Origin of the sequence: Sedimenticola selenatireducens, assembly GCF_007625115.1 — a bacterium.
Taxonomy (GTDB): domain Bacteria; phylum Pseudomonadota; class Gammaproteobacteria; order Chromatiales; family Chromatiaceae; genus Sedimenticola; species Sedimenticola selenatireducens_A.
This window is the reverse complement of record NZ_VMNH01000003.1, coordinates 62,413-85,331: the sequence shown is the minus strand read 5'-3', so window position 1 is coordinate 85,331 and position 22,919 is coordinate 62,413. Positions and strand designations below refer to the sequence as shown.

The following is a 22,919-nucleotide window of genomic DNA, read 5'->3' as shown; positions in this document are numbered from 1 at the left end:
TATTCTTTTCCTAGGCAACAGGCAAAAAAGGCACATGGGCCCACACCATCTCGACACATTGTTCTCCCCTAAAAGCATCGCCGTATTCGGTGCTAGTGAAAAAACTGACAGCGTCGGTACGCGTGTCTTCAGAAATCTGCTCGAAGCAGGATTTAAGGGTGGACTCTATCCCATCAATCCCAGCCACAAATCGGTTCAAGGCCACACCTGTTTTAAGACAATAGGAGATGTTGAACACGCTATCGATCTGGCGGTGATTGCTTCACCCGCCAAGACCGTCCCGAGTATTATCCGGCAATGCGGCGAGCAAGGTGTTCGATCCGCGGTCATTCTGACGGCGGGTTTTCGTGAGACCGGCCCGGCCGGCGCACGTATTGAACAATCCATACTGGAGACCGCCCGCCACTATAATATTCGACTGGTAGGCCCTAATTGTCTGGGAATAATGCGTCCAAGCGTGGGACTGGATGCAACCTTTCTAGAAACACCCGCACCAGCAGGTGGTTTGGCGCTGGTCTCCCAGTCGGGGGCCCTCTGCACGGCTATCCTGGATTGGGCCAAACCTCATCAACTGGGCTTCTCCACTGTGGTATCTCTGGGCAATGCCACGGACATCGACTTTGGCGATGTGTTGGATTTTCTGGCTTCAGACTATAAAACCACCGCTATCTTGCTCTATATCGAAGGCATCCATGACGCCCGCGCCTTTATGAGCGGATTGCGTACCGCTGCCCGAGCCAAGCCGGTCATTGTCTTGAAAGTGGGCCGCCACACCAAAGGGTCACAGGCTGCCAGCACCCATACCGGCGCGATGATCGGCTCCGATGATGTCTTTGATGCGGCACTGGAACGGGCTGGCGTGGTAAGGGCCATGACGTTCGGGCAACTGTTCGCGGCCGCCGAGATCCTCTCCGCCGGCAAGAAAGTCAATGGCAACCGACTGGCCATCATTACCAATGGTGGTGGTCCCGGGGTACTCGCTACTGACCGCGCGGAAGATCTTCGGGTCGAGATAGCCCAATTAGGTGCAGAGACCGTCAATCTGCTGGACAAACACCTCCCCAGCAACTGGTCGCACAGCAACCCCATAGACATTACCGGAGATGCTGCATCTGCAACCTATGGCGAGGCCGTCAAGGCATGCATCAATGACCCGAATATCGACGGTGTCCTTACCTTGTTCACGCCCCTGCCCATGAGTGACCCTCTTGCTGCCGCCAAGTCTGTCATTGAGGCGGCGCAAGACAGAAAAGGTAAACCGGTACTGGCTTGCTGGATGGGAGAAACCCGTATTCGGGAGGCTCGGGAACAACTTGCATCACAGCACATCCCAAGCTTCATTACACCAGAACGGGCGGTAGAAGCATTTGCTTATCTGTCGAGGCATTGTCAAAACCAGAAGCTGTTACAGCAGACCCCAGGACCACTCTCTGATCTGCGTGATCCAGACGTGGAAGGCGTACGACTGATCATGGAATCCGCCTTGGCCGAGGGCAGGACACTGCTCTCTGATCTTGAATCAAAGGCCATTCTGCGCGCCTTTCATATCCCCTGCACACAATCAATAGAGGCCAACACACCCACCCAGGCACTTGTGGCGGCTGAAACGGTTGGCTTTCCCGTGGCCATGAAGATCAATGCACCAGATATAAGCCACAAGTCGGATATAGGCGGGGTACGACTTAATATCAATACCGCACCAGAAGTGCATGCCACATATAAATCGATGATGGAATCCGTTAGCACGAGACACCCCGAGGTGAAGCTTCTGGGGGTTACCATCGAACCCATGTCAGCTAATCCCAACACCCGTGAACTGATGGTCGGCGTTAAGCGAGATCCCGTATTTGGTCCGGTGATCGCCTTTGGTTCAGGTGGTACAGCAGTAGAGATTTTGCGTGATAGCGCTGTCGCCTTACCCCCCCTCAATAGCCTACTCGCGCAACGATTGATTGCCAGGACCCGAGCCGCCAAATTACTTGAACCGTTCAGACAGATGTCCAAGGTAAAGCAAGAGGCTGTGGAGCATGTACTGCTGCGAGTCTCGAACATGGTCTGTGAATTACCCCATATCGTTGAAATGGACATCAACCCGTTACTCGCGGATGACCGTGGCGTCATGGCAGCGGATGTCCGGATTAAAATTGCCCGTCCATCGAATGCTCCCATCCCTTACGCCCACATGGCCATTCACCCCTATCCCTCGCATTTGGTCAATCGTCTCCACTTGCCAGACGGAACAGTTCTGACCATCCGGCCTATTCGACCAGAGGATGCAGATATAGAACAGGAGTTTGTCAGAAACATGTCTCCAGAAGCGAAGTACTTTCGTTTCATGCAGACGATTGATGAACTGACACCGGAGATGCTGGCACGCTTTACCCAGCCAGATTATGACCGTGAGATGGCGTTGATTGCAGTGATTACTGAAAACGGCAAACGGACTCAACTTGGCGTAGCCCGCTATACCGTTAATCCAGACAACCAATCCTGCGAATTTGCCTTGGCGGTACTGGATACAAAACGCCGGATGGGTATCGGCTCCCGCCTCATGGAGGCGCTGATGGAGTCTGCCAGAACGCGGGGTATCCGCATGATTGAGGGTGAAGTTCTCGCTGACAACAACAAAATGCTTTCGCTGATGCGGCGACTCGGTTTCGCTATCCGCAACTCACCGGAAGATACCGGTATACGTATTGTTGAACGCTGGCTCTGATTAAATTAACAACTGAAACGAACAAGCCCTGCTCAGGGCAGGGCTTATTCAACTTTAAACAATGAAGCTCAACTACTCTATGGCATGCTTCTGGATACGGTAGAGTAGGGTATCCCGAGTAAGGCCCAACAACCGAGCGGCCTTGCTCCGATTACCGCCACTCATACTGATCGCCTGCCTGATCATGTCACCCTCAAGGGCAAACAGATCAATACCTCCTTCAGGCAGGGTAAAGAGTGTCGAATCTGAAGCCGTGCTGGCATCCCGCCGGATCTCTATCGGCATATCGGCTGTTTGAACAATGGCGCCTGCCATTAGTATCACCATACGCTCACAGAAATTGTGCAGCTCTCGCACATTTCCCGGCCAGCGATACTGCTTAATCAAATTGCGGGCAGTCACCGAATAACGAGGTGCCTTACGGCCATGGCGGCGTGCCAGATCCGCGGTGAACTGTTTCAATAACAACACAATGTCATCGGTCCGATCCCGCAATGGTGGCATAGTGATAGGCACCACGTGTAACCGATAATAGAGATCTTCGCGAAACCGACCTGCTTTCTGTAGGGCCAACAGATCCCGGCAAGTGGACACCAGTATGCGCACATTGGGATATCCGGCGCGCCCCGCCTCTACTGACTCCATATAGTGGAGCAGCTTTGCCTGTGCCTCCAGACCCAGATCAGCCACTTCATCTAAAAATAACGTCGAACCCGCCGCACTCGCCTGCAATTCAATTTCCAGGCCCGCTTCATCAACACCCGAGCAGCCAACCACCCTGAAGGCCGCCAGAGCACGCGGGCTTGCCCCATGAATCTCCCTCGCCAGCAGCGCCTTGCCTGTTCCAGGCTCACCACTGATCAGCACAGGGACATCGGTCACAGCCACCATACGCGCGGCATTTACTACCCGGGTAAATACCGGGGAGTGTCCTATCATCTTCTCGGTAACACTGTTCATAACTGTATCACTCGTTATCAATGGGTGCCCGCTGATAAGCGGTCACATCCAGAAGCTCAGGAAACCACAGGGTCAAAAGACCTATTGCTATAATAATCAACCCGACAACCACCTTCAAATAAGGATTTTGAGCATAGCGATAAAGCCGGCCTGTCAACAAGCCGGCAGCCATTACCGAAGGCAATGTGCCCAAACCAAATGCCGCCATGTAAAGCGCACCATTCGCGGGTCCTACCTTGGTAGCGGTTGAGATGAGCATAGTATAAACCAAACCACAGGGCAGCCATCCCCATACAGCACCATAAGCCAAGGCCTGCGGTATTGACTGAACGGGCATCAGGCGACGTCCAAACGGCTCAAGCAGACGCCAGAGCGGCGCGCCAATTCGCTCGACTTGAGCCAGTTTCGGCAGCCAACCCGCTATATGCAGGCCTATCAGCACCATAATCAGTGCTGCAAACCACTGTAACCATCGATGCCCCTGACCCGAGCCCAGCACATCCAGCAGTGTACTACCAAGTAGGCCCAACAGCGCACCGGCCAACGCATAACTTAATACCCGACCACTGTTATACACAAACAGAAAGAGCAGAAAACGGGCACTATTTTGTCTGATATTGGGCGGTAAACCATAACTTAATGCGCCCATGATACTGCCGCACATGCCGATGCAATGCACGGCACTGAACAATCCAACAGTAAAAGCCAGCGGTAATGACAGATCCAAGCGCTTTTCCACCATCTAATCAATATTGAACCACTTACAGACCTGGCTGCCCGTGATCACCCTAGCGTAAGGACAGGTCATCGCTGCCGCTCACTACAGATAGATACTGCTACAGGTTGGTATAGTATGCGATCGGACACCATCACGCTTTGACAATAGACAATTGAACACCCCATCTCATTGCCGCACAATGCCAGCGTAATACGGCTGTGGATTGATACCAATCCTGTACATTCGAACACACCATAACAATGGGATCCTGATGAAAGATTTGCATGACTTGGAGCTGATACTTACCTCACACACGCCGATCATTGTGATTGAATCTCTGGAAGAGGTAAGGGTCGCGCAGATGTTAGCCCAGCTGGGTCTTCGGCTCGACTATCCCATGTACCAATGGGCAGTGACCGAGGGGCTGAAACGCCTGGAAGCTGACTTTGGTGCCCAGAAATTCACCTCTGAACCGGCTGAAGTGCTCAAACACATTAAGGCCGTATCACAGCCCGGTTACTATTTATTACTAGACTTCCACCCCTTTCTTGACGATCCGATTCATGTTCGACTGATCAAAGAGATTGCCCAAGAGTATGAGAACCTGTCGAAAACACTGATCTTCTTAAGCCATGACCTACCAATACCACCAGAGATCCGACATCTGACAGCTCGCTTCACGCTGCGTTTGCCGGATCGAGCCGGCATCAAAATGCTGATTAAAGAAGAGGCGCGTCGCTGGCAGTCCCGACATAAACGCAAGGTCCAGGCTGACCCCATAGCGGTTGACCGACTGGCAACCAATCTCTCCGGCGTCACGGCCACCGACGCCAGACGCCTGATCCGCTCCGCCATTGAGAATGATGGCGCTATCAGCCAGGACGATCTTCCCGGTCTGATGAAGAACAAATATGAGTTGATCAACCAGGATGGCGTCATCGCCTTCGAATATGACACCGCCAGCTTTGCCGAGGTCGCCGGACTCATCCGGCTGAAGGAGTGGCTCAGTCACCGCCACAACGCCTTCACCAACAAAACCAATACCGCCGACAGACCCAAGGGGATCATGCTTCTGGGTGTGCAAGGGGGAGGCAAAAGTCTGGCGGCCAAGGCTGTGGCAGGGACATTCAACGTTCCCCTTCTGCGAATCGATTTTGGCGCTCTGTACAACAAGTATATTGGTGAAACCGAGAAGAACCTGCGTGGTGCACTGGATGTGGCAGAAAGCATGGCACCCTGCGTACTCTGGATGGATGAAATCGAAAAGGGCGTATCACCAGGCCACTCGGATGAGGGCGTATCCCAGCGCATACTTGGAACCCTGCTCACCTGGATGGCAGAAAACAAAAGCCCGGTATTTATTGTCGCCACGGCCAATGACATTGAGCGCTTGCCCCCAGAGTTGATACGCAAAGGAAGACTGGACGAGATCTTCTTTGTCGACCTCCCCCAGAGCGCGGTACGACGTGAGATATTCGACATTCACTTGCGCCGTCGAAATCAGGCGCCCAGCGGCTTTGACCTAGCACTGCTGGCGGACTCAACGGCAGGGTTTACTGGTGCGGAAATTGAGCAAGCCATTGTCTCGGCGATTTATGCCGCACAGGCTCAGGATAAAAAAATGAATACTGAACAACTGCTTGAAGAGATCGAAAGGACCAGTCCACTGTCCGTGGTCATGTCTGAAAAGATGGAAAACCTACGGGCCTGGGCAAATGGCCGCACCGTTACAGCCGACTAGCCAGATACCCCTAACAAGCGCAATCGACTACCCTTCAACCCACTACAGCAGTAAAGACAGGCACAACCCATGCAAGCAACACACCCCCTGGGTCAACTCAACACCCTGCAACAGATGATGACGGACTTGATTGAACCACTCGATGAGTCCATTTGCCGAAAAAGCTATCACCCTGACCTGGCGCCGCTTCTCTGGTACTACGGCCGGGCGGCCTTTATTGAAACCTACCTGGTGCGCGGCATGGTACAGGGCGATACCGACCTGACCGACCGGGTAAGTGAGATTTTTACTCCCGGAGCACTCCCCGCGGAGACACAATGGGATCGACTGCCACCCAAACAACACCTGCTAAACTGGGCCCTGGAACTGCACGAAGAGAATCTCATGCAGTTGGCTAATCGTGTGCGCTTACCATCCCATGAGCTACTTGTAGAGGACCGCCTGATCCATCTGATCAATCAAGCGCGGGCAGCACTTTATGAACAGATGCTGCAAGTCCTGGTTGAATACAGGATCATACTGCATGAGCCTTATCATGCTGCACGCCCCCTATTCGCCAAACAACCCGAGAGCCATCATATCGGCATATCGCAAGGCCACTATAGGATTGGCGCCAAACAAGACCCAGCCGCGCTGGATAACGAGCAGCCTGCACAGATGGTTAAGCTGAGTAACTTTCGGATCGATCCTAACCCGGTAGACAACGGCACATTTTTGGCCTTCATGGAGGCCGACGGCTATGCGCAGAGGCAGCTCTGGAGTGAAGCTGGATGGCACTGGCGGAAGACCACAGAAGGCCATCCACACCATTGGCGCCAAGACGATCAAAACAGCTGGTATGGCATCAGTCTAAATGGGCCGGCAGATCTACTCCCCGATGATCCTGTAATGGGCCTATCGCAACATGAAGCTCAAGCTTACGCCAATTGGGTCGCCTCACTCGGCGGCGAACTTTCAGGCGCCGTGTTACAGCACGAATACCAATGGGAGGTGGCCATGCGCACCCAGGCTCTGAAGCCAAACGGCCGGGTTTGGGAGTGGTGCGCCAACCTCTTCCAGCCCTATAGTGAGTTTTCCGCAGATCCTGAACCGGTCGGCAGTGAACAAGCGTTCGCCTTAGGCCATCATGTATTACGGGGTGGATGCCTGCACACCCAGCCGCCCATTAGACGAATCACCTTTAGGCATCATGCAAACGCAGATAATCCACGCCTGTTTTGCGGCGCCCGACTGGTTTACCCACCCAAGGATTAAAACAGCATGATTCATTACGACATGCCGCTTTATCGCCCACCCAGTGAGGGCAACAACCTGATCATCCAGGCGACGCTGGGGTGTCACTTCAATCAGTGCTCATTCTGCTCCATGTATAAACAGAAGACGTTTCAGGTACGCCCCCTGAATGAGGTATTTGCAGAAATCGATAGGGCGGCAAGGGTCTGGCCCGATGCTCAACGGGTCTTCCTGGCCGATGGAGATGCCCTTACCCTCTCAGCTGACCACCTCCTGAAAATACTGGAAAAGCTGTCCAACTCATTTGCAAAACTGACCCGCGTCTCCTGTTATGCCAACCCGAGTGATATTCTCCGCAAGTCAGATGAGGAACTCAGCCTATTGCGCGCACATAAGCTCAATCTCCTCTATCTCGGCATCGAATCTGGATCAGCTACTATTCTGAAAAAGATCACCAAAGGCGCTAGCCCACGCAGCATCCAAGCCGCCCTGGATAAAGCGCATCACGCAAAACTGAAGGTATCTGCCACGGTCATTTTAGGGCTAGGGGGTCAGGATCGGTCCGATGAACATATTGAAGGAACAATCGCACTGCTCAACAACGCGCCTGTCACCTATCTTTCGACGCTACAGCTGTTCCTGGAAACCGATGAAGAACGGGAATTTTTACGCAAGTTTGCAGAACCTTTCCAGATGCAGGATGACCACGCTATTCTGCTGGAACAGCGCAAACTGGTTGCAAATATTGACCCACCCAATGCGGTTATATTTCGCTCCAATCACGCTTCCAATGCGCTGGCACTGGCGGGCAACCTGCCGCGTGACCGGGATCGTCTCGTGGCACAGATTGATCACGCCATAAGCCATAACCAACACCTCAGACCGCGGCATTTACGGCGACTCTAATAGGCGTGAGCCCCACTCCGTTGAGGGATGGGGCTCACCCTCCTTTTTATTCGCCTTTCTTCTCTTCCAGTGCCTTTGCTGGTGTAATTGAGATCAGCTCAACCTCGAATATCAGCGTCTCATTTGGACCAATAGCGCCTGGGGCACCCACTTCGCCATAACCCAGCTTTGAGGGAATAAAGAGTTTCCACTTGGCACCCTTGTTCATCATGCCAAGCCCCTCACTAAAGCCAGGAATGACCCCATTTAGGGAGAAGGTCGCCGGCTCATTACGGGCATAAGAGCTATCAAACTCCTCGCCAGAGATCAGCGTCCCACGATAATGAACCGTCACCTCGGCATCTGCAGGAGGGGGCGCACCTTCACCCGGCTGAATCACCTGATATTGCAACCCACTGGGCAGAACAACCACTCCCGCCTGCTTGCTGTTCTGCTCAAGATACTTCTCACTCGCCTGCTGTGCGGCTATAGCAGCCTCGGCCTTTTCCTTGGCCATAGCCTCTTTGGTCAACCGGAAGGCTTCACCCATTTGCTCGGGAGTCATTTTGGATGGATTACCTTTCAGCGCGTCGTCAACCGCTGCGCCAAACGCAACCCCATCGACGTTAACGCCTTGTTGCTTTAACTGCTGGGCAAACTGCTGCCCCAAGGCATAACTGAAGCGCTGCTGCAACGTAGCCAGGTCTTCTGCTTGTAACGAGAAGGCAGCGATTGTCAAGGCGGCGGCTGGGATTGCGTATTTAATAGAGACAAACATTGAGTTTCCTTTAGTTTATTGTGACTCGACCAAGTCGATAATCGATAAGAACACATTATTAGTAGTTATTAATCATTTAATGCGTCAAATAATTGCAAAAAGTCACATATTTGACTTTTAACCCTTGGCAATCTGAGGTTTACTGCCTATGCTAAAGGCAGAATACCTATACCTATGAGCAATTGAATGGCAATCAACTCCATATCCGGCAATGCTGTCCAAGGCATTCAACGAGGCATGCGACAGATGCGCAAAAGCGCAACTGACATCGCCAGCACAAACCAGCTAAACGGCCAAATACCCACCAAAGACGCCGTTCGTGCATTGGTTGAACTCCACCAGAGCAGCCTTCAGATCAGCACCTCCGTCAAGGCATTGAAGACAGCTGACACCGTGATAGGTTCCCTGCTGGACGTAAAAGCCTGACCCTTTAATCGTCGATGAACTGCATCGACAGATCAATGGCCACAACATCCTTGGTCAACGCCCCCACAGAAATATCATCAACCCCCGTCTCGGCAATCGCTCGGATAGTGGAAAGATTAACGCCGCCAGAGGCCTCCAGGCGCGCCGCACCACCCACCAGACTCACCGCCGCTCGAAGCTGATCCAGGCTAAAGTTATCCAGCAAAACACGCCTGGCTCCCGCTGAGAGCGCCTCACTCAATTCAGCCAGAGACTCAACCTCAACCTCCACCTCAATATCCGGAGCCATCGCCAGCGCCGTCCTCACGGCAACAGAGACCGAGCCAGCCGCCTTGATGTGGTTCTCTTTGATCAGAATGGCATCAAACAGTCCGATTCGATGATTATCACATCCACCGCAGGTAACGGCGTACTTCTGCTGCAATCTCAAACCTGGCAAAGTCTTGCGCGTGTCCAGAATCCTCACCCCGGTTCCATCCACTGCATCCGCATAACGCCTCGCCAGGGTTGCCGTACCCGACAGCACCTGCAGGTAGTTCAGCGCACTGCGCTCACCACTCAGCAGCGCCCTGGTATTGCCCCGTAACTCACAAACCAGGCTATCCGGCTCAACGCGATCACCGTCACGGCAATGCCAATCGATAACGATGGCATCATCCAACTGACGAAAGACTTCATCAAACCACGCCACCCCACAGATCACCGCCGCTTCCCGGGATATCACCTTGACTCTGGAACTGGCATCCGCTGGAATAAGTGCCGCCGTGCGATCCCCCGACCCCAGATCTTCTTGCAGTGCCAAACCGACTTGTACGCCGATATCTATTGATTCAAGAGCGATCAACTCAACGAATCTCCAATAGCTCTACCTCAAACACCAGCGTTGCATTGGGAGGAATCACACCACCCGCACCGCGTGCGCCATAGCCCAGTTGCGGCGGAATGGTGAGCTTACGCTTTCCACCAATCTTCATACCCTGGACCCCTTCATCCCAACCGCGAATCACCTGACCTGCCCCTAGGGCAAAAACAAAGGGATCATTCCGATCCAGGCTGGAATCAAACTTACTGCCGTCCGTCAGCCATCCCGTATAGTGAACAACAACGCGCTGCCCGGCGGCAGCTACATCACCTTCACCCTCAACAAGATCGTCATATTTTAGACCTGAATCTGTCATTTTCTCTGGCATTAGTCTGTTTCCTGATTTCCGATAAGCGCCCATCTTCCACAAGATGCATCGCGCAAAACAAGGGTAGCCATATTTAATGCGCAACCACCGTCACAAGCGGACTATTGTATACTTTTGCCAACACACATCGCCAGACACAAACCCACGATCAACACCACCAAAAAAAGACCCCCGACCAGCGGGGGTTTTAACGGCACAGTATTCATTTACAACCGATCACTTATCCATATCATCTTCCGCTGCCGACTTTTTCGATCCCGCCTTACTCAGCGCACTCACCATTGAAGTCAACGCCCGATCCATCAGCGGCACATCCAACTCAGGCAGCACCACAGCCTTGCCACTGCGTAGCCAGACGCCCAAACCTTGCTGGGTCACATCCGCCACCTTCATCCCCTTGCGATTAACAAACAGACAGCTACCACTGACACTACTACGCCAAGAAAGCTTGGTACGCACCACCGCCCCTTCCTCATCGGTCAATTCCAACCAAGTACCTACCTGCAAATCAGCCGCCTGCTGATCAAAATCGTCCACCTCCAGATCCGCAACATGACCGACGCCTCCAGGAGTCTCTAACACAATCTCTTCCATAACCGCCTCAGCCGGCCGAGCGACCCCAGTCGGCTGCTCATCGTTTTCAGCCGACTCGACCACCCGCCCACCGCGCAAACAGGCCAGATGGCGCGCCTGTAAGCCTTTGAATGCACGGGTCATCTTGTGCTGATTGTAGGAAATTTCACCCAGGCCGGCACGCAACCCTTTCAATAGATCCGGAATTGAGCGCAGCAACTCCTGCCGCTCACTCTGTGAAGGCTTTGGCATAACACTCCAGACCAATCGATCCATCAGACGTACCGCCTCAGACCACTCCTCACTCTCCTGCCCCTTACGCAAATAGATCAGCAACAGCACATCATTCCAGCCATCACGCACCAAGTTCTGCACTACATCAGGAACCGATTCATATTCAGATAAGCAGCGTCCGATCTCTTCGGCCACATGCCGCTTGGCCTCAACCAAGACCTCCTTACCCTGAGTAACCTGGGCAGCACGCTCCTCGGCCACATGAGCGCCACGTTGCTCCCGATCCAGAAAGGCCGAGAACTGTTCGTTCAGCTCCTCGAACAGACCCAGATTGTCATCAAACTCAGACAGTATTCTACTGACGACGGCATCAATATGGGCATACAAACCATCGCCACTGCGACCGGACTGCTCAGTCCACCCAATAGCCGCCTGCGCCATGCCGTTTAACAGACGCCGCGCCGGATGGTCTTTTCTACTAAAGAACGATTTATCCAGAATTGCCACTTTGAGCATAGGGATCTGCAGGCGAGCCAACAAGGCACGCATGGCATCTGATAGGCCCGGATCATCCAATATGAACTCAAAAAGCATTGAGATCACATCAATCGTATCTTCATCTGAACGATCAATAGCCTTACTTCCACCGGACGGCTGCCCAATATGCGGGGACTTAAGCAGGATTGTCCTGACTGTCCCAGCATCCAAAACATGGCCATCAGTCTGAGAAGAACCACCGTGTTGGTGCTGCAATACCGATAGCGCTGAAAGCAGGTCCATACTATCAACATACTGAACTGGGGCGGAGGAGTGCTGCGCAACCGGGCGATGTTGCATCAGTAGCTGCTGCAAGGTGGAAAATACCTCAGCCTGAATCGCGGAGTGCGCCTCGTCACTGTAGTAGCCACTCTCGCCGGCATAAGTGGACCCAGCGCCCTGACTCTGCCCACTACTACGGCGCATAGAGGGCTTGATCTCAGGCTGAATTCCAGCCTTTGCAAGCGTCGCGTTCATCTGATCATAGACCTGCCCCAGATGACCGATAACCTCTTTCTCAAACTGCTTATATATGACCAACTTGACGGCAAGCGTCACTGAGAGCGATGAAACCGACTGCTTAAAGGCTGCTGCCAGTGAGGCAGGTGAGAGAGGATTATTATCCTCCTCAATACGCACCCCACTCAGCAGATAGCTGAAGCGCTGATCGAGCGCATAAAGATCCCGGTAATAACTGTTATTACCTTTGGACACCATACCCGAAACCGCAAGCCCCTCTTCCAGATCATCGCTCTCTACCAAACCCAACTCATCGCTGGAAAAAGTGGCATCGGGCGCATCATTGGGCACAGAACCCGGACCATGAGTCCAGAATCGATCAAACCGCCCAAGGACGCATTTATTAAAGGCACTCTCGACCTGCTCACGATCTCGCCGCAGACTCCGCATAGACTCAAAATAGGTGGTTTGCTGCTGATTGGTTTCCGCCTTATCTGCCAAGGCATACAACACGTCATCCAGACGCTCAAACAAGGCATCTGTTCTTTGCGGCAATATCTTCACCAACAGCTGTCGGCATGCATTAATGGTACCTTGATACCCGTCCCGGAGCTTCACGGTCTGCTCACCCGAGCGTTTACCATCAAATGAAATTATATTTCCGGCCTTCATAACTGGATTCCAACGTTATCTATCTCAATCAGTATCAAAGAGTAACCCACATTCGAGGGTTTTACAGTTTGGAGTCTGGACTCCGAAACCTATATCGGCCGTGAGAGGCGTCACAATTAGCAAATAGTCAAAATATTGTCGTTCAAAAGCGTGACTCAGCTCCCACATAACCAAGTCAAAGCCCACATTTTAACCAACACGTCACCCACCTTACCCACTAAAAACATAAAACTCACAGTTAAACATTTATCTTGTTAACATGAAATTACGCGTCGTGTATGGTTAGCTCCGTGAACAGACTTTTACAGCATTTCAGCAAAGCGCTCATGGAGAGCATAAGGGATCTTGCCCCAATTGTAGTCGTTATTGCATGCTTTCAATTACTTGTATTCAGACAACCGATACCCGATCTTGGCGGATTACTGTTTGGCACACTGCAAGTAGTGATAGGGCTGACACTGTTTATCCAGGGACTAAAAATGGGCCTCTTTCCGATCGGGGAGTCCATGGCGCACGACTTCGCATCAAAAGGCAGTGTAGTGTGGCTGACCCTGTTTGCCTTTGCTCTCGGCTTTGGCACCACCGTAGCAGAACCCGCACTGATCGCAATTTCTGACGAAGCCGCTCGCATTGCGGCGGACGGCGGGATGATCCAGAACAATACCCAGGAGATGAATGAATACTCCAATGGCTTACGTCTTACTGTCGCCATCTCAGTCGGCCTCGCCATTGTCATCGGCGTCATCCGCATCATCAAAGGATGGCCTGTGCAGTACCTAATCATGGGCGGTTATGCGGGCGTTGTCATCATGACCGGTTTTGCGCCTCCAGAGATTATCGGCATTGCCTACGATTCCGGCGGCGTCACCACATCGACCATTACGGTACCACTCGTGACGGCACTCGGCGTTGGTCTCGCCAGCAGTATTCGCGGAAGAAACCCAATGACCGATGGTTTCGGGCTGATTGCTTTTGCCTCACTGACCCCCATGATATTCGTCATGGCTTACGGAATGCTGCTCTGATGGAATGGCTGACACTCTTCCTGAAGACCCTGCTTGCCACAGTTGTGGATGTCCTGCCTATTGCCGCTATTCTCTTCGGATTCCAGCTATTTGTACTGCGCAAAAGCATTCGCAATCTAAAGCAGGTCCTGACTGGCTTTGCACTGGTTTTGCTTGGGCTGGCTTTTTTTCTTGAAGGTCTGGAGCAGGCACTTTTCCCACTCGGTAAATTAATGGCAGCACAGCTCACCGCACCCGAGTTCCTGGGCATCAGCGAGTCCATAGGATCATCCGACAACAACTGGACGCACTACTTCTGGGTCTATCTTTTCGCTTTTGCTATCGGGCTCTCCACCACCATTGCAGAACCGTCCCTGATTGCAGTGGCCATCAAGGCCAATCAAGTTTCTGGCGGGGCAGTAGGTACCTGGGGGTTACGTATCGCTGTAGCACTGGGGGTCGCCATCGGCATCTCTCTGGGGGCCTACCGAATTGTCAGCGGCACCCCACTGCACTATTACATCATCTCTGGCTATATTATCGTGTTGATACAGACGGTATTCTGCCCCAAAGCCATTATCGCGCTAGCTTATGACTCCGGTGGCGTAACCACCTCAACCGTTACTGTCCCCTTGGTTGCTGCACTGGGGCTGGGCCTCTCCAGCACCATACCAGGACGAAACCCTCTATTAGATGGCTTTGGACTCATTGCCTTTGCCAGCTTGTTTCCAATCATGAGCGTAATGGGCTATGCACAACTCAGTGAATGGCTCAACCGTAGAGCAAAAGTGACCCTAGCGAGGGAATAAATATGCATTTCAAATTAATTATTGCTCTCATTGAAGATAGCAAGACAAACATTGTAGTCGATGCCGCCAGAAATGCGGGCGCCACCGGCTCCACCGTAATCAATCAAGCGCGCGGAGAAGGCATAGAGAAGAGCAAGACTTTTTTTGGTCTCAGCCTGGAAGTTCAGCGAGACATGGTGCTTTTTCTGGTCGAAGAACACCTGAGTCGAACCATACTGGAAACCATCGCAGAGGTTGGCGAGTTTGATGACAAACCCGGCACCGGCATTGCTTTCCAAATAGACGTGGAAGATGCTGTAGGCGTCAGCCACCAAATCAAACAACTCACCAGCGTAGTGGAGAGCGAATTGTGAACGAGCAAGCGATCACCCGTGTCCGGGACGTCATGAAAACCGACGTAGACACAGTGGATGGCATGGACACCGTTGAAGCCGCATTACAGAAAATGGATCATGTAGAGACAAAGACCCTGATTGTTGACAAACGTGACGAAAATGACGCCTACGGCATTGTCATGTTCTCAGATATTGCGCGCAAGGTTCTGGCGAAGGACCGCCCCCCAGCAAGAGTGAATATTTATGAAGTCATGACGAAGCCCGTTATTTCGGTTGAACCTGACATGGACATACGCTACTGCGCCAGACTATTTGACCGCTTGCACCTCTCCCGCGCCCCGGTTATCAGTCAGGGCAAGGTCTTAGGCGTAGTCAGCTTCTCTGACATGGTAGTGAAGGGCATCCGCAAGAGATGACAGCTTGCAAGAAAGGACTCCTGGCATCAGCACGCCAGTGCCCTTCGCCCAATCAGGATGAACGCCCCGAAGCCGAAGAGATCAATCTTCTGGTGATACACAGCATCAGTTTGCCACCCGATGAATATGGTGGCCCCTGGATTGACTGCTTATTCCAAAACCAACTCCCACCCGACGCACACCCCTACTTCGCAGAGATTCATCATATGCAAGTTTCAGCGCACCTGCTGATACGCCGCGACGGTGAACTGGTTCAGTATGTCCCCTTCAATCAACGCGCCTGGCACGCAGGGCAATCCTGTTTTGAGGGAAAAGAAAGATGCAATGACTACTCCATTGGAATTGAACTGGAAGGCAGCGATGAAACCCCCTATACGGAAGACCAATATGCTGTGCTGGCACACACTATTCGATTGATCCAGAAAGACTACCCCGCCATCACCAATGAACGGATTACGGGTCACAGCCATATCGCCCCAGGCCGCAAGACCGATCCGGGTCCGGCTTTTCGCTGGGACTATCTGCGGGAATTACTGGCTAAAGTGGACTAAGCATCCGCCCGGACTTCTCGACCAAGCAAGGCATCAATAAACAGCAATGCCACTCCGATGCTAATGGCTATGTCCGCCACATTAAACGCGGGCCAGTGATACTGACCATAGAAAAAATCCAGAAAGTCGATTACATGCCCAAACAGCAGCCGATCTATCAAATTACCAACCGCGCCACCAATCACCAGAGCGAGCGATAGTGCCAAGACCTTCTCACCTCTTAGACGAGACAACCAAACCACCAACACGATAGTGACAACTGAGGCCATTAAGGCAAAAAACCAGCGCTGCCAACCTCCCTGATCGCTTAGGAAACTGAAGGCCGCCCCTTCATTGTAAGCCAGCGTTAGGTTAAAAAACGGCAACACAGAGAGCGTCTCATAAACCATGAAACTGGCCTCTATGAGCTGCTTTGTCACCTGATCTAACACAATGATCAGCAACGAAAACCAGAGCCAACGTAACATTCAGCCAACCCCGTGAATGTCGAAAACGCTGAGCGGACAATCACAGTAAAGAAATCCCCACTGATCAGGCAAAACGACGCTCCTCGCCTGCCCCATCCACATTTTCAACGCAACGACCACAGAGTTCAGGATGCGCCTCGTGATGCCCGACATCCTCACGGTGATGCCAACAACGCCCACACTTTTTATGACTTGAGGCAACCGCAACCATATAGACCCCCGCCACATCGGTGGCCACTGCCGTTTCCGGCTTCTCAGCCAAATCATGTACTCGGGCATAAGAGGTGATCAACACAAAACGCAGTTCGTCAGCAAACTTATCCAGATCCGCACGCGCCTGATCATCACAATAGAGATCCACTTCAGCATCCAGTGATGAGCCGATAACTCCCTTAGAACGCAGCTGCTCAAGCTGCCTTCCAACAGCCGTACGCAGCGCAATAACCCGACTCCAGAAATGACGATCCATCTTATCGCCCTGATCCAGGGCAAACAGCCCCTCATACCAAGTCTCGACAAATACGGTCTCACCGCGTTTACCCGGCATGTTCTGCCAGATCTCATCCGCAGTGAAGCTCAAGATCGGAGCCAACCAACGCACCATGGCCTCCATCACATGATAGATGGCCGTCTGACAAGATCGGCGTGCCTGACAATCCGCCTGCGTGGTGTACTGCCGGTCCTTGATGATATCCAGATAAACACCGCCCATTTCTGGTCCACAGAAATTATGGATTTTCTGAATGATCAGATGGAACTGGTAACCCTTATAGGCCTCTACAATCTCATTCTGAAGCTGCAGGGCGCGATCCACTACCCAACGATCTAGCTCAACCATTTCAGAGGCCGGCAACAGATCTGTGGCCGGATCAAAACCGTTCAGATTAGCCATCAGGAAGCGTGACGTGTTACGAATACGGCGATAGGCGTCAGCCGTCCGGTTAAGAATCTCATCCGAAACAGTCATCTCGCCACGATAATCGGTTGAAGCAACCCAGAGCCGGATGATATCCGCGCCCAGCTTCTTCATTACATCCTGCGGACTGACCGTATTACCCAGGGACTTAGACATCTTGTGCCCTTTGGCATCAACGGTGAATCCGTGGGTCAGTACACCCGCATAAGGCGCACGATTATGAATCGCTACAGAGGTCAGCAGTGAAGACTGGAACCAGCCGCGATGCTGATCTGAACCCTCGAGGTAGAGTTCTGCCGGGTAATGCAGCTCTTCTCTGGGCTCCAATACCGCGTAATGGGTCACACCGGAGTCAAACCAGACATCCAGGGTATCCTGAACCTTGTCATAATGAGGCGCCTCATCACCCAGCAACTCTTCTGGCTTTAGCGAGAACCACGCCTCTATACCACCCACCTCAATACGCTGAGCGACCTGCTCAATCAGGTTGGCTGTATCAGGATGTAACTCACCGGTCACCTTATGTATGAACAGGGCAATCGGCACACCCCAGGTACGCTGCCGCGAGATACACCAGTCAGGCCGCCCTTCCACCATGCCCTCGATCCGGGCACGCCCCCAATCCGGAGTAAACACCACTTTGTCGATCTCTTCCAGGGCCGTCTTGCGCAGCCCTTGCTGTTCCATACTGATGAACCACTGTGGCGTTGCACGGAAGATGATCGGTGTCTTGTGGCGCCAGCAATGAGGATAGCTGTGAGCGAGACGCGCCTCCTGGACCAGTGCACCCTTAGTCTTCAGCACCTCAATCACTTTCTCGTTCGCCGTAAAGACATGCTCACCGGCAAACAGCTCAGTTCCTTCCAAGAAACGACCATCGCCACCTACCGGATTATGTACCTCAAGCCCATAACGCTGGCCAACAATATAGTCGTCCAGTCCATGGCCGGGGGCCGTATGTACCGCACCGGTACCCGCCTCCAACGTAACATGCTCACCGAGGATGACAGGGACCTCACGATCATAGAAACAGTGCTTAAGCTTCAATCCCTCAAAGGCATCACCCCGACCATAGGCGATCACCTTGTAGTCATCGATACCCCAGCGCAACATGCTGTCTTTTAGCATCCCTTCTGCAATAACCAGTCGCTCATGACCATGCGCACCGGTCGCCTGTACCACGACATAATCCAAACCCGGGTTCAGTGCTACCGCCTGATTGGCCGGCAACGTCCAAGGCGTAGTGGTCCAGATTACCAGAGAGAGCGGCCCCTCGCCGTGCCCACCCGGCACCGAGTGGCAGTTGGCCATCAAGGTCTCCGCATCCAACACTTCAAAGCGCACATCAATGGCAAAGGACTCTTTGTCCTTGTACTCGACTTCAGCCTCGGCCAGTGCAGAACGACAATCGGTACACCAGTGCACCGGTTTCGAGCCTTGATGCACATGGCCATTCTCGACAATTTTTCCCAGCGCGCGGACGATATCCGCCTCAGTACTGTAGGCCATGGTGAGATAGGGATTCTCCCAGTCACCCACCACACCCAGGCGCTTGAAATCAATCCGCTGCTTGTCCACTTGCTTGCTGGCATAGTCACGGCAAGCCACACGGAACTGTGCCGCCGTCACCTTTCCACCGGGCTTGCCCACTTTCTTCTCAACCATCAACTCAATTGGCAGACCATGGCAATCCCACCCCGGGACATACGGCGCATCAAATCCATCCAGGCTATGACTCTTTACGATGATGTCCTTCAGCACCTTATTCACAGCATGTCCAATATGGATTTCGCCATTGGCATAGGGAGGGCCATCATGCAAAACAAATTTCGACCGGCCGGCAAAGGCCTCACGAATTTTGCGATACAAACCCATCGCCTCCCAACGCTTGAGCATTTCAGGCTCACGATTGGCCAAGTTGGCCTTCATGGGAAAGCCCGTTTTAGGAAGGTTTAAGGTACTCTTATAGTCTGTCACGCTCTGCTGCCTTTTCGCATCCGTCATCCGGCCTGCGATCTCTCTAGTCAATATTCAGATAGTCATACTATGGCACAAGCTACATCTCACTCGAGCCATCTCACGACCGATTTTAATCGCCTTACTTACACGCCTCATGCTGAAAAAACGCCCGGGCAGCGTCAGCATCACGTTCGATCTGCTGACGCAGCGCCTCAAATGATTCGAAGCGCAACTCATCCCGCAGACGTTTGCAAAACTGCACCTGCACATGCTCCCCGTAAATGGTGCGGGAAAAATCGAACAGATGCACTTCCAACAGATAGCGGGAATCTCCCTCAACTGTTGGTCGATTGCCAATATTGGCCACACCAGGAAGCACGCCTTCAGCCAATCCGTGCACTGTCACGGCAAACACACCATGTACAGGGCTCACCTTACGATGCAGATCGATATTAGCGGTTGGAAAACCGATTGTCCTGCCGCGGGCATCGCCGTGCGCTACTCGCCCACAAATACGATAGGGTCGCCCCAGGTTTCTCTCAGCCAGCTCCAGATCACCCTTTGCCAGCGCCTCACGGATGCGCGTACTGCTAATCCTTGCCTCACCATCCATGAAGGTATTCATGTTGGCCACTTCAAAGCCATGAGCCTGGCCCACTTCCCGCAGGAGATTGATGCCCCCTTCGCGTCCCCGGCCAAAGCGAAAATCATCGCCCACGTACAAAAACCGGACATCTAAACCGACAACCAGCAACTCCTGGACAAACGCCTCGGCCGACATGGAGGCGAGCTTAGGGCCAAACTCCAGTAGCACGACCCGGTCAATTCCGGCATCTTTAAGCGCCTGAAGCTTCTCCCGTATACGGGTCAACCGAGCCGGCGCAGCGTCCGGGGCGAAATACTCCATCGGCTGAGGCTCAAAGGTGATTACGGTACTCGGCAGACCAAAGGCCGCAGCCTGATCGCGCAGATGAGTGAATACCGCCTGATGCCCGAGATGTACGCCATCAAAATTCCCGATGGTTGCCACACAGCCTCGGTGTTCAGAACGCAGATTGTGAAGACCGCGTATAACCTGCATCGTAGCCTGCTCAAGTGGGTCCAAAACGGTGCATTATAGGCAATGTTTCAGCACAAGTCCCCGTTTACAGGCCAGATCCCCTGCGATTTAACTACTTTGCTCAGATTACGGGTCAGGCCGTGTGGCTTTTAAAGTGACGCAGACGGATACCCAGCAGGGCAAGCACAGCAAAATAACTGATCGAACCCAGCGCAATCCACTGCAGCAGACGCCACACCTTGTCAGATACCGGCACACCCATCCATGACTGCAGGTCACCCACACCCCAATAAAGCACAGCACCCATAACCAGGACGGCCGCACATCCACGAAGAATCAGAAACAGCCAGCCGGGCTCTGGCTGATAAACACCCTCGGCACGCAGCCCCCTGTATAGGAGAAAGGCATTGAGGGTAGCGGAAAGCGAGGTAGCCAGAGCCAATCCCGCATGGGCCAGCGGAAATACCAGGATAATATTCATCACCATGTTGGCAAACATGGCGATGACTGCAATCCGCACGGGCGTCTTAGTATCCTGACGGGAATAAAAACCCGGCGCCAACACCTTGATCATGATGAAAGCGATCAATCCAAGGGAGTAGGCCATCAAACTCTGGCGAGACATGGCCACATCAGTGGCATCAAACAATTCCGATTGAAACAGAGTAGCGATCATCGGCCCAGAGAGGATGAACAGACCTACCGCAGAAGGCAAACCCAGCAGCAGCCCCCAGCGCAAGGCCCAATCAATCACACGAGAAAAGCCCTCCGCTGACTCATTTGCGTGCTTTTTTGAGAGATTGGGCAAAATGACCGTCGCCAAGCCAACGCCCAGAATACCGAGCGGAAACTCCATCAGACGATCTGAGTAATAGAGCCACGAAATACTGCCTGACACCAAAAATGACGCAATAAGCGTATCCAACAACAGATTAAGCTGGGTAACCGAGACACCAAACAGCGCCGGCAGCATCAATTTGCCAATGCGGCGCACCCCCTCATCTTTCGGGGCAAAGACAAAACGGGGTAACAACTTGATCCGATGTAAAAAAGGGATCTGAAACAGCAACTGCACAATACCCGCAGCCAACACACCCCAGGCCAGCGCCATGATCGGCCGCTCCATCTGCGGTGACAGCCAGACGGCACAACTGATAAGTGACACATTGAGCAGTACCGGCGTGAAGGCCGGTATGCCAAAACGACTATGGGCGTTGAGAATGCCCCCCGCAAAGGCCGTTAGAGAAATGAACAGGAGATAGGGAAATGTCAGCCGCAACATATCTACCGCTAAATCCAACTTACCCTCTGAACCGATGAATCCAGGCGCAAAGAGCATCGCCAATACTGGCGCCCCCAGCACACCAGCAATCGTCACCGCTAACAACACGGCGCCCAGGGTTCCAGCAACATGATCAACAAAATGCTTCAACTCTTCAAAGCTGCGACGCTCCTTGTACTCGGTGAGCACCGGGACAAAGGCCACGGCAAACGCCCCCTCTGCGAACAGCCGACGCAGAAAATTGGGGATCTTGAAGGCAACAAAGAAGGCATCCGTTCCGGCGTTGGCGCCAAACATGTGCGCCACGACCAGATCCCGGACAAAACCCAGTATCCTCGAGAGCAGTGTATTGGAACCTACCTTGGCCAACGATCTGAACATACCAATGCGTCTTCTTTGTTTGCTAATAGGGAGGCATTCAACGCCACCAAAGGGCGAATTATAGGCTGTTTATCGCTTTTTTCAGAATATTCAGCTATTCACTCATTCGACCTACTCCCTGCCATGCGATACCCTGCACTTATCAATCAAGGCGATCGAATTAGCTGTTGACAAAACACGCATCAAGTCCCAAAATACCGCGCTCTTTATTGAGATACTCAGTTAATAATTTTTTTGGAGACTTACCTTGGCCAACTCACCACAAGCCAGCAAACGTGCGCGTCAGGCCGAACAGCATCGCCAGAACAATGCGTCACGTCGCAGCAACATGCGCACCAACCTGAAGAACGTATTGAAAGCATTGGCGACCGGCGACAAGGAAAAGGCTACCGAAGCTTATAAACAGGCGGTTCCGGTGATCGACCGCGCGGCAAACACGGGTCTTATCCACAAGAATAAGGCTGCCCGTCATAAAAGCCGCCTGAATGCGCAGATCAAATCGCTGTAAACAGTAGCACTTGCGCATCAAGAAAAACCGGCCAAAAGCCGGTTTTTCTTGATGCGCGCCTAATAAATAGATCCAACCACATCGCCTACACCTTTTCACCTGCGTTATA

The 22,919-nt window shown here is 52.8% G+C and carries 21 protein-coding genes; 11 read left to right on the top strand and 10 right to left on the bottom strand.

What is annotated here, in order from left to right:
* The first annotated feature begins 34 nt into the window (after positions 1 to 34).
* Positions 35 to 2,716 carry a bifunctional acetate--CoA ligase family protein/GNAT family N-acetyltransferase gene (locus FHP88_RS01450; RefSeq protein ID WP_144357207.1) on the top strand — a complete coding sequence of 894 codons (2,682 nt, stop codon included), beginning with the start codon at positions 35 to 37 and terminating at the stop codon, positions 2,714 to 2,716.
* 72 nt (positions 2,717 to 2,788) lie between these two features.
* On the opposite strand, the gene FHP88_RS01445 is transcribed toward FHP88_RS01450, so the two are convergent.
* Both FHP88_RS01445 and FHP88_RS01440 read right to left on the bottom strand, forming a co-directional pair.
* Complete coding sequence (locus FHP88_RS01445) at positions 2,789 to 3,676, bottom strand: sigma 54-interacting transcriptional regulator (RefSeq protein WP_144357206.1); 888 nt, start codon at positions 3,674 to 3,676, stop codon at positions 2,789 to 2,791.
* Positions 3,677 to 3,683: 7 nt separating this feature from the next.
* Positions 3,684 to 4,403 (bottom strand): sulfite exporter TauE/SafE family protein, encoded by a 720-nt coding sequence (locus tag FHP88_RS01440; protein ID WP_144357205.1) that lies wholly within the window; start codon positions 4,401 to 4,403, stop codon positions 3,684 to 3,686.
* Between the two features lie 262 nt (positions 4,404 to 4,665).
* Between FHP88_RS01440 and FHP88_RS01435 the strand changes: the two genes are divergently transcribed.
* The 3 genes from FHP88_RS01435 to FHP88_RS01425 all read left to right on the top strand — a co-directional run bounded on the left by FHP88_RS01435 (position 4,666) and on the right by FHP88_RS01425 (position 8,274).
* Positions 4,666 to 6,135: an AAA family ATPase gene (locus tag FHP88_RS01435; protein WP_144357204.1), complete on the top strand. Its 1,470-nt coding sequence runs from the start codon at positions 4,666 to 4,668 to the stop codon at positions 6,133 to 6,135.
* A 69-nt stretch (positions 6,136 to 6,204) separates the two neighbouring features.
* Positions 6,205 to 7,389, top strand: coding sequence for a formylglycine-generating enzyme family protein (locus FHP88_RS01430; protein ID WP_144357203.1), 1,185 nt, complete (start codon positions 6,205 to 6,207; stop codon positions 7,387 to 7,389).
* Between the two features lie 6 nt (positions 7,390 to 7,395).
* On the top strand, positions 7,396 to 8,274 hold the full coding sequence (locus FHP88_RS01425; RefSeq protein ID WP_144357202.1) for a radical SAM protein: 879 nt from the start codon (positions 7,396 to 7,398) through the stop codon (positions 8,272 to 8,274).
* Positions 8,275 to 8,320: 46 nt separating this feature from the next.
* On the opposite strand, the gene FHP88_RS01420 is transcribed toward FHP88_RS01425, so the two are convergent.
* A complete protein-coding gene (locus tag FHP88_RS01420) occupies positions 8,321 to 9,031 on the bottom strand; it encodes an FKBP-type peptidyl-prolyl cis-trans isomerase (RefSeq protein ID WP_144357201.1) in 711 nt (236 codons plus the stop codon).
* Positions 9,032 to 9,217: 186 nt separating this feature from the next.
* Between FHP88_RS01420 and FHP88_RS01415 the strand changes: the two genes are divergently transcribed.
* Positions 9,218 to 9,457 (top strand): hypothetical protein, encoded by a 240-nt coding sequence (locus tag FHP88_RS01415; RefSeq protein WP_144357200.1) that lies wholly within the window; start codon positions 9,218 to 9,220, stop codon positions 9,455 to 9,457.
* 4 nt (positions 9,458 to 9,461) lie between these two features.
* Here FHP88_RS01415 and nadC read toward each other — a convergent pair whose 3' ends face one another.
* From nadC to FHP88_RS01400, 3 genes are all read right to left on the bottom strand, one after another.
* Positions 9,462 to 10,301 carry a carboxylating nicotinate-nucleotide diphosphorylase gene (gene nadC, locus FHP88_RS01410; RefSeq protein WP_144357199.1) on the bottom strand — a complete coding sequence of 280 codons (840 nt, stop codon included), beginning with the start codon at positions 10,299 to 10,301 and terminating at the stop codon, positions 9,462 to 9,464.
* A gap of 1 nt (position 10,302) precedes the next feature.
* The gene (locus FHP88_RS01405) at positions 10,303 to 10,647 is read right to left on the bottom strand and encodes an FKBP-type peptidyl-prolyl cis-trans isomerase (protein ID WP_144357198.1); all 345 of its coding nucleotides are present in this window, start codon (positions 10,645 to 10,647) and stop codon (positions 10,303 to 10,305) included.
* Between the two features lie 216 nt (positions 10,648 to 10,863).
* The gene (locus FHP88_RS01400; RefSeq protein ID WP_144357197.1) at positions 10,864 to 13,122 is read right to left on the bottom strand and encodes a DUF1631 domain-containing protein; all 2,259 of its coding nucleotides are present in this window, start codon (positions 13,120 to 13,122) and stop codon (positions 10,864 to 10,866) included.
* Between the two features lie 290 nt (positions 13,123 to 13,412).
* Here FHP88_RS01400 and FHP88_RS01395 point away from each other — a divergent pair, with 290 nt between their 5' ends.
* The 5 genes from FHP88_RS01395 to ampD are packed head-to-tail and all read left to right on the top strand — an operon-like array spanning position 13,413 to position 16,237.
* Positions 13,413 to 14,147 carry a DUF1538 domain-containing protein gene (locus FHP88_RS01395; RefSeq protein ID WP_335341575.1) on the top strand — a complete coding sequence of 245 codons (735 nt, stop codon included), beginning with the start codon at positions 13,413 to 13,415 and terminating at the stop codon, positions 14,145 to 14,147.
* Complete coding sequence (locus FHP88_RS01390; RefSeq protein ID WP_144357195.1) at positions 14,147 to 14,935, top strand: DUF1538 domain-containing protein; 789 nt, start codon at positions 14,147 to 14,149, stop codon at positions 14,933 to 14,935. The genes FHP88_RS01395 and FHP88_RS01390 overlap by 1 nt, the downstream gene beginning before the upstream one ends.
* Before the next feature lie 2 nt (positions 14,936 to 14,937).
* Positions 14,938 to 15,288: a P-II family nitrogen regulator gene (locus tag FHP88_RS01385; RefSeq protein ID WP_144357194.1), complete on the top strand. Its 351-nt coding sequence runs from the start codon at positions 14,938 to 14,940 to the stop codon at positions 15,286 to 15,288.
* Positions 15,285 to 15,686: a CBS domain-containing protein gene (locus FHP88_RS01380; RefSeq protein ID WP_144357193.1), complete on the top strand. Its 402-nt coding sequence runs from the start codon at positions 15,285 to 15,287 to the stop codon at positions 15,684 to 15,686. Before FHP88_RS01385 ends, FHP88_RS01380 begins: the two co-directional genes overlap by 4 nt.
* Entirely contained in the window at positions 15,683 to 16,237 is a 555-nt protein-coding gene (gene ampD / locus FHP88_RS01375) for a 1,6-anhydro-N-acetylmuramyl-L-alanine amidase AmpD (protein ID WP_144357192.1), read from the top strand. The genes FHP88_RS01380 and ampD overlap by 4 nt, the downstream gene beginning before the upstream one ends.
* Here the strand turns inward: ampD and lspA are convergent.
* The 4 genes from lspA to murJ all read right to left on the bottom strand — a co-directional run bounded on the left by lspA (position 16,234) and on the right by murJ (position 22,302).
* Positions 16,234 to 16,704 carry a signal peptidase II gene (gene lspA / locus FHP88_RS01370; protein WP_144357191.1) on the bottom strand — a complete coding sequence of 157 codons (471 nt, stop codon included), beginning with the start codon at positions 16,702 to 16,704 and terminating at the stop codon, positions 16,234 to 16,236. The two genes, ampD and lspA, sit on opposite strands and share 4 nt — an antisense overlap.
* A gap of 64 nt (positions 16,705 to 16,768) precedes the next feature.
* The gene (ileS, locus tag FHP88_RS01365) at positions 16,769 to 19,597 is read right to left on the bottom strand and encodes an isoleucine--tRNA ligase (protein WP_144357190.1); all 2,829 of its coding nucleotides are present in this window, start codon (positions 19,595 to 19,597) and stop codon (positions 16,769 to 16,771) included.
* 121 nt (positions 19,598 to 19,718) lie between these two features.
* Positions 19,719 to 20,660, bottom strand: a complete 942-nt coding sequence (gene ribF, locus FHP88_RS01360; RefSeq protein ID WP_144357189.1) for a bifunctional riboflavin kinase/FAD synthetase — start codon at positions 20,658 to 20,660, stop codon at positions 19,719 to 19,721.
* Between the two features lie 112 nt (positions 20,661 to 20,772).
* Positions 20,773 to 22,302, bottom strand: a complete 1,530-nt coding sequence (gene murJ / locus FHP88_RS01355) for a murein biosynthesis integral membrane protein MurJ (RefSeq protein ID WP_144357188.1) — start codon at positions 22,300 to 22,302, stop codon at positions 20,773 to 20,775.
* Positions 22,303 to 22,549: 247 nt separating this feature from the next.
* On the opposite strand from murJ, the gene rpsT reads away from it, so the two are divergent.
* Positions 22,550 to 22,810 (top strand): 30S ribosomal protein S20, encoded by a 261-nt coding sequence (gene rpsT, locus FHP88_RS01350; RefSeq protein ID WP_144357187.1) that lies wholly within the window; start codon positions 22,550 to 22,552, stop codon positions 22,808 to 22,810.
* Positions 22,811 to 22,919 lie beyond the last annotated feature (109 nt).

What these genes read in the sequence shown, in the direction of transcription:
- FHP88_RS01450 (WP_144357207.1), top strand. Translation starts at nt 35, where the DNA reads ATGGGCCCACACCATCTCGACACATTGTTCTCCCCTAAAAGCATCGCC.
- FHP88_RS01445 (WP_144357206.1), bottom strand. Translation starts at nt 3,676, where the DNA reads ATGAACAGTGTTACCGAGAAGATGATAGGACACTCCCCGGTATTTACC.
- FHP88_RS01435 (WP_144357204.1), top strand. Translation starts at nt 4,666, where the DNA reads ATGAAAGATTTGCATGACTTGGAGCTGATACTTACCTCACACACGCCG.
- FHP88_RS01430 (WP_144357203.1), top strand. Translation starts at nt 6,205, where the DNA reads ATGCAAGCAACACACCCCCTGGGTCAACTCAACACCCTGCAACAGATG.
- FHP88_RS01425 (WP_144357202.1), top strand. Translation starts at nt 7,396, where the DNA reads ATGATTCATTACGACATGCCGCTTTATCGCCCACCCAGTGAGGGCAAC.
- FHP88_RS01420 (WP_144357201.1), bottom strand. Translation starts at nt 9,031, where the DNA reads ATGTTTGTCTCTATTAAATACGCAATCCCAGCCGCCGCCTTGACAATC.
- FHP88_RS01415 (WP_144357200.1), top strand. Translation starts at nt 9,218, where the DNA reads ATGGCAATCAACTCCATATCCGGCAATGCTGTCCAAGGCATTCAACGA.
- FHP88_RS01405 (WP_144357198.1), bottom strand. Translation starts at nt 10,647, where the DNA reads ATGCCAGAGAAAATGACAGATTCAGGTCTAAAATATGACGATCTTGTT.
- FHP88_RS01400 (WP_144357197.1), bottom strand. Translation starts at nt 13,122, where the DNA reads ATGAAGGCCGGAAATATAATTTCATTTGATGGTAAACGCTCGGGTGAG.
- FHP88_RS01390 (WP_144357195.1), top strand. Translation starts at nt 14,147, where the DNA reads ATGGAATGGCTGACACTCTTCCTGAAGACCCTGCTTGCCACAGTTGTG.
- FHP88_RS01385 (WP_144357194.1), top strand. Translation starts at nt 14,938, where the DNA reads ATGCATTTCAAATTAATTATTGCTCTCATTGAAGATAGCAAGACAAAC.
- ampD (WP_144357192.1), top strand. Translation starts at nt 15,683, where the DNA reads ATGACAGCTTGCAAGAAAGGACTCCTGGCATCAGCACGCCAGTGCCCT.
- lspA (WP_144357191.1), bottom strand. Translation starts at nt 16,704, where the DNA reads ATGTTACGTTGGCTCTGGTTTTCGTTGCTGATCATTGTGTTAGATCAG.
- ribF (WP_144357189.1), bottom strand. Translation starts at nt 20,660, where the DNA reads ATGCAGGTTATACGCGGTCTTCACAATCTGCGTTCTGAACACCGAGGC.
- murJ (WP_144357188.1), bottom strand. Translation starts at nt 22,302, where the DNA reads ATGTTCAGATCGTTGGCCAAGGTAGGTTCCAATACACTGCTCTCGAGG.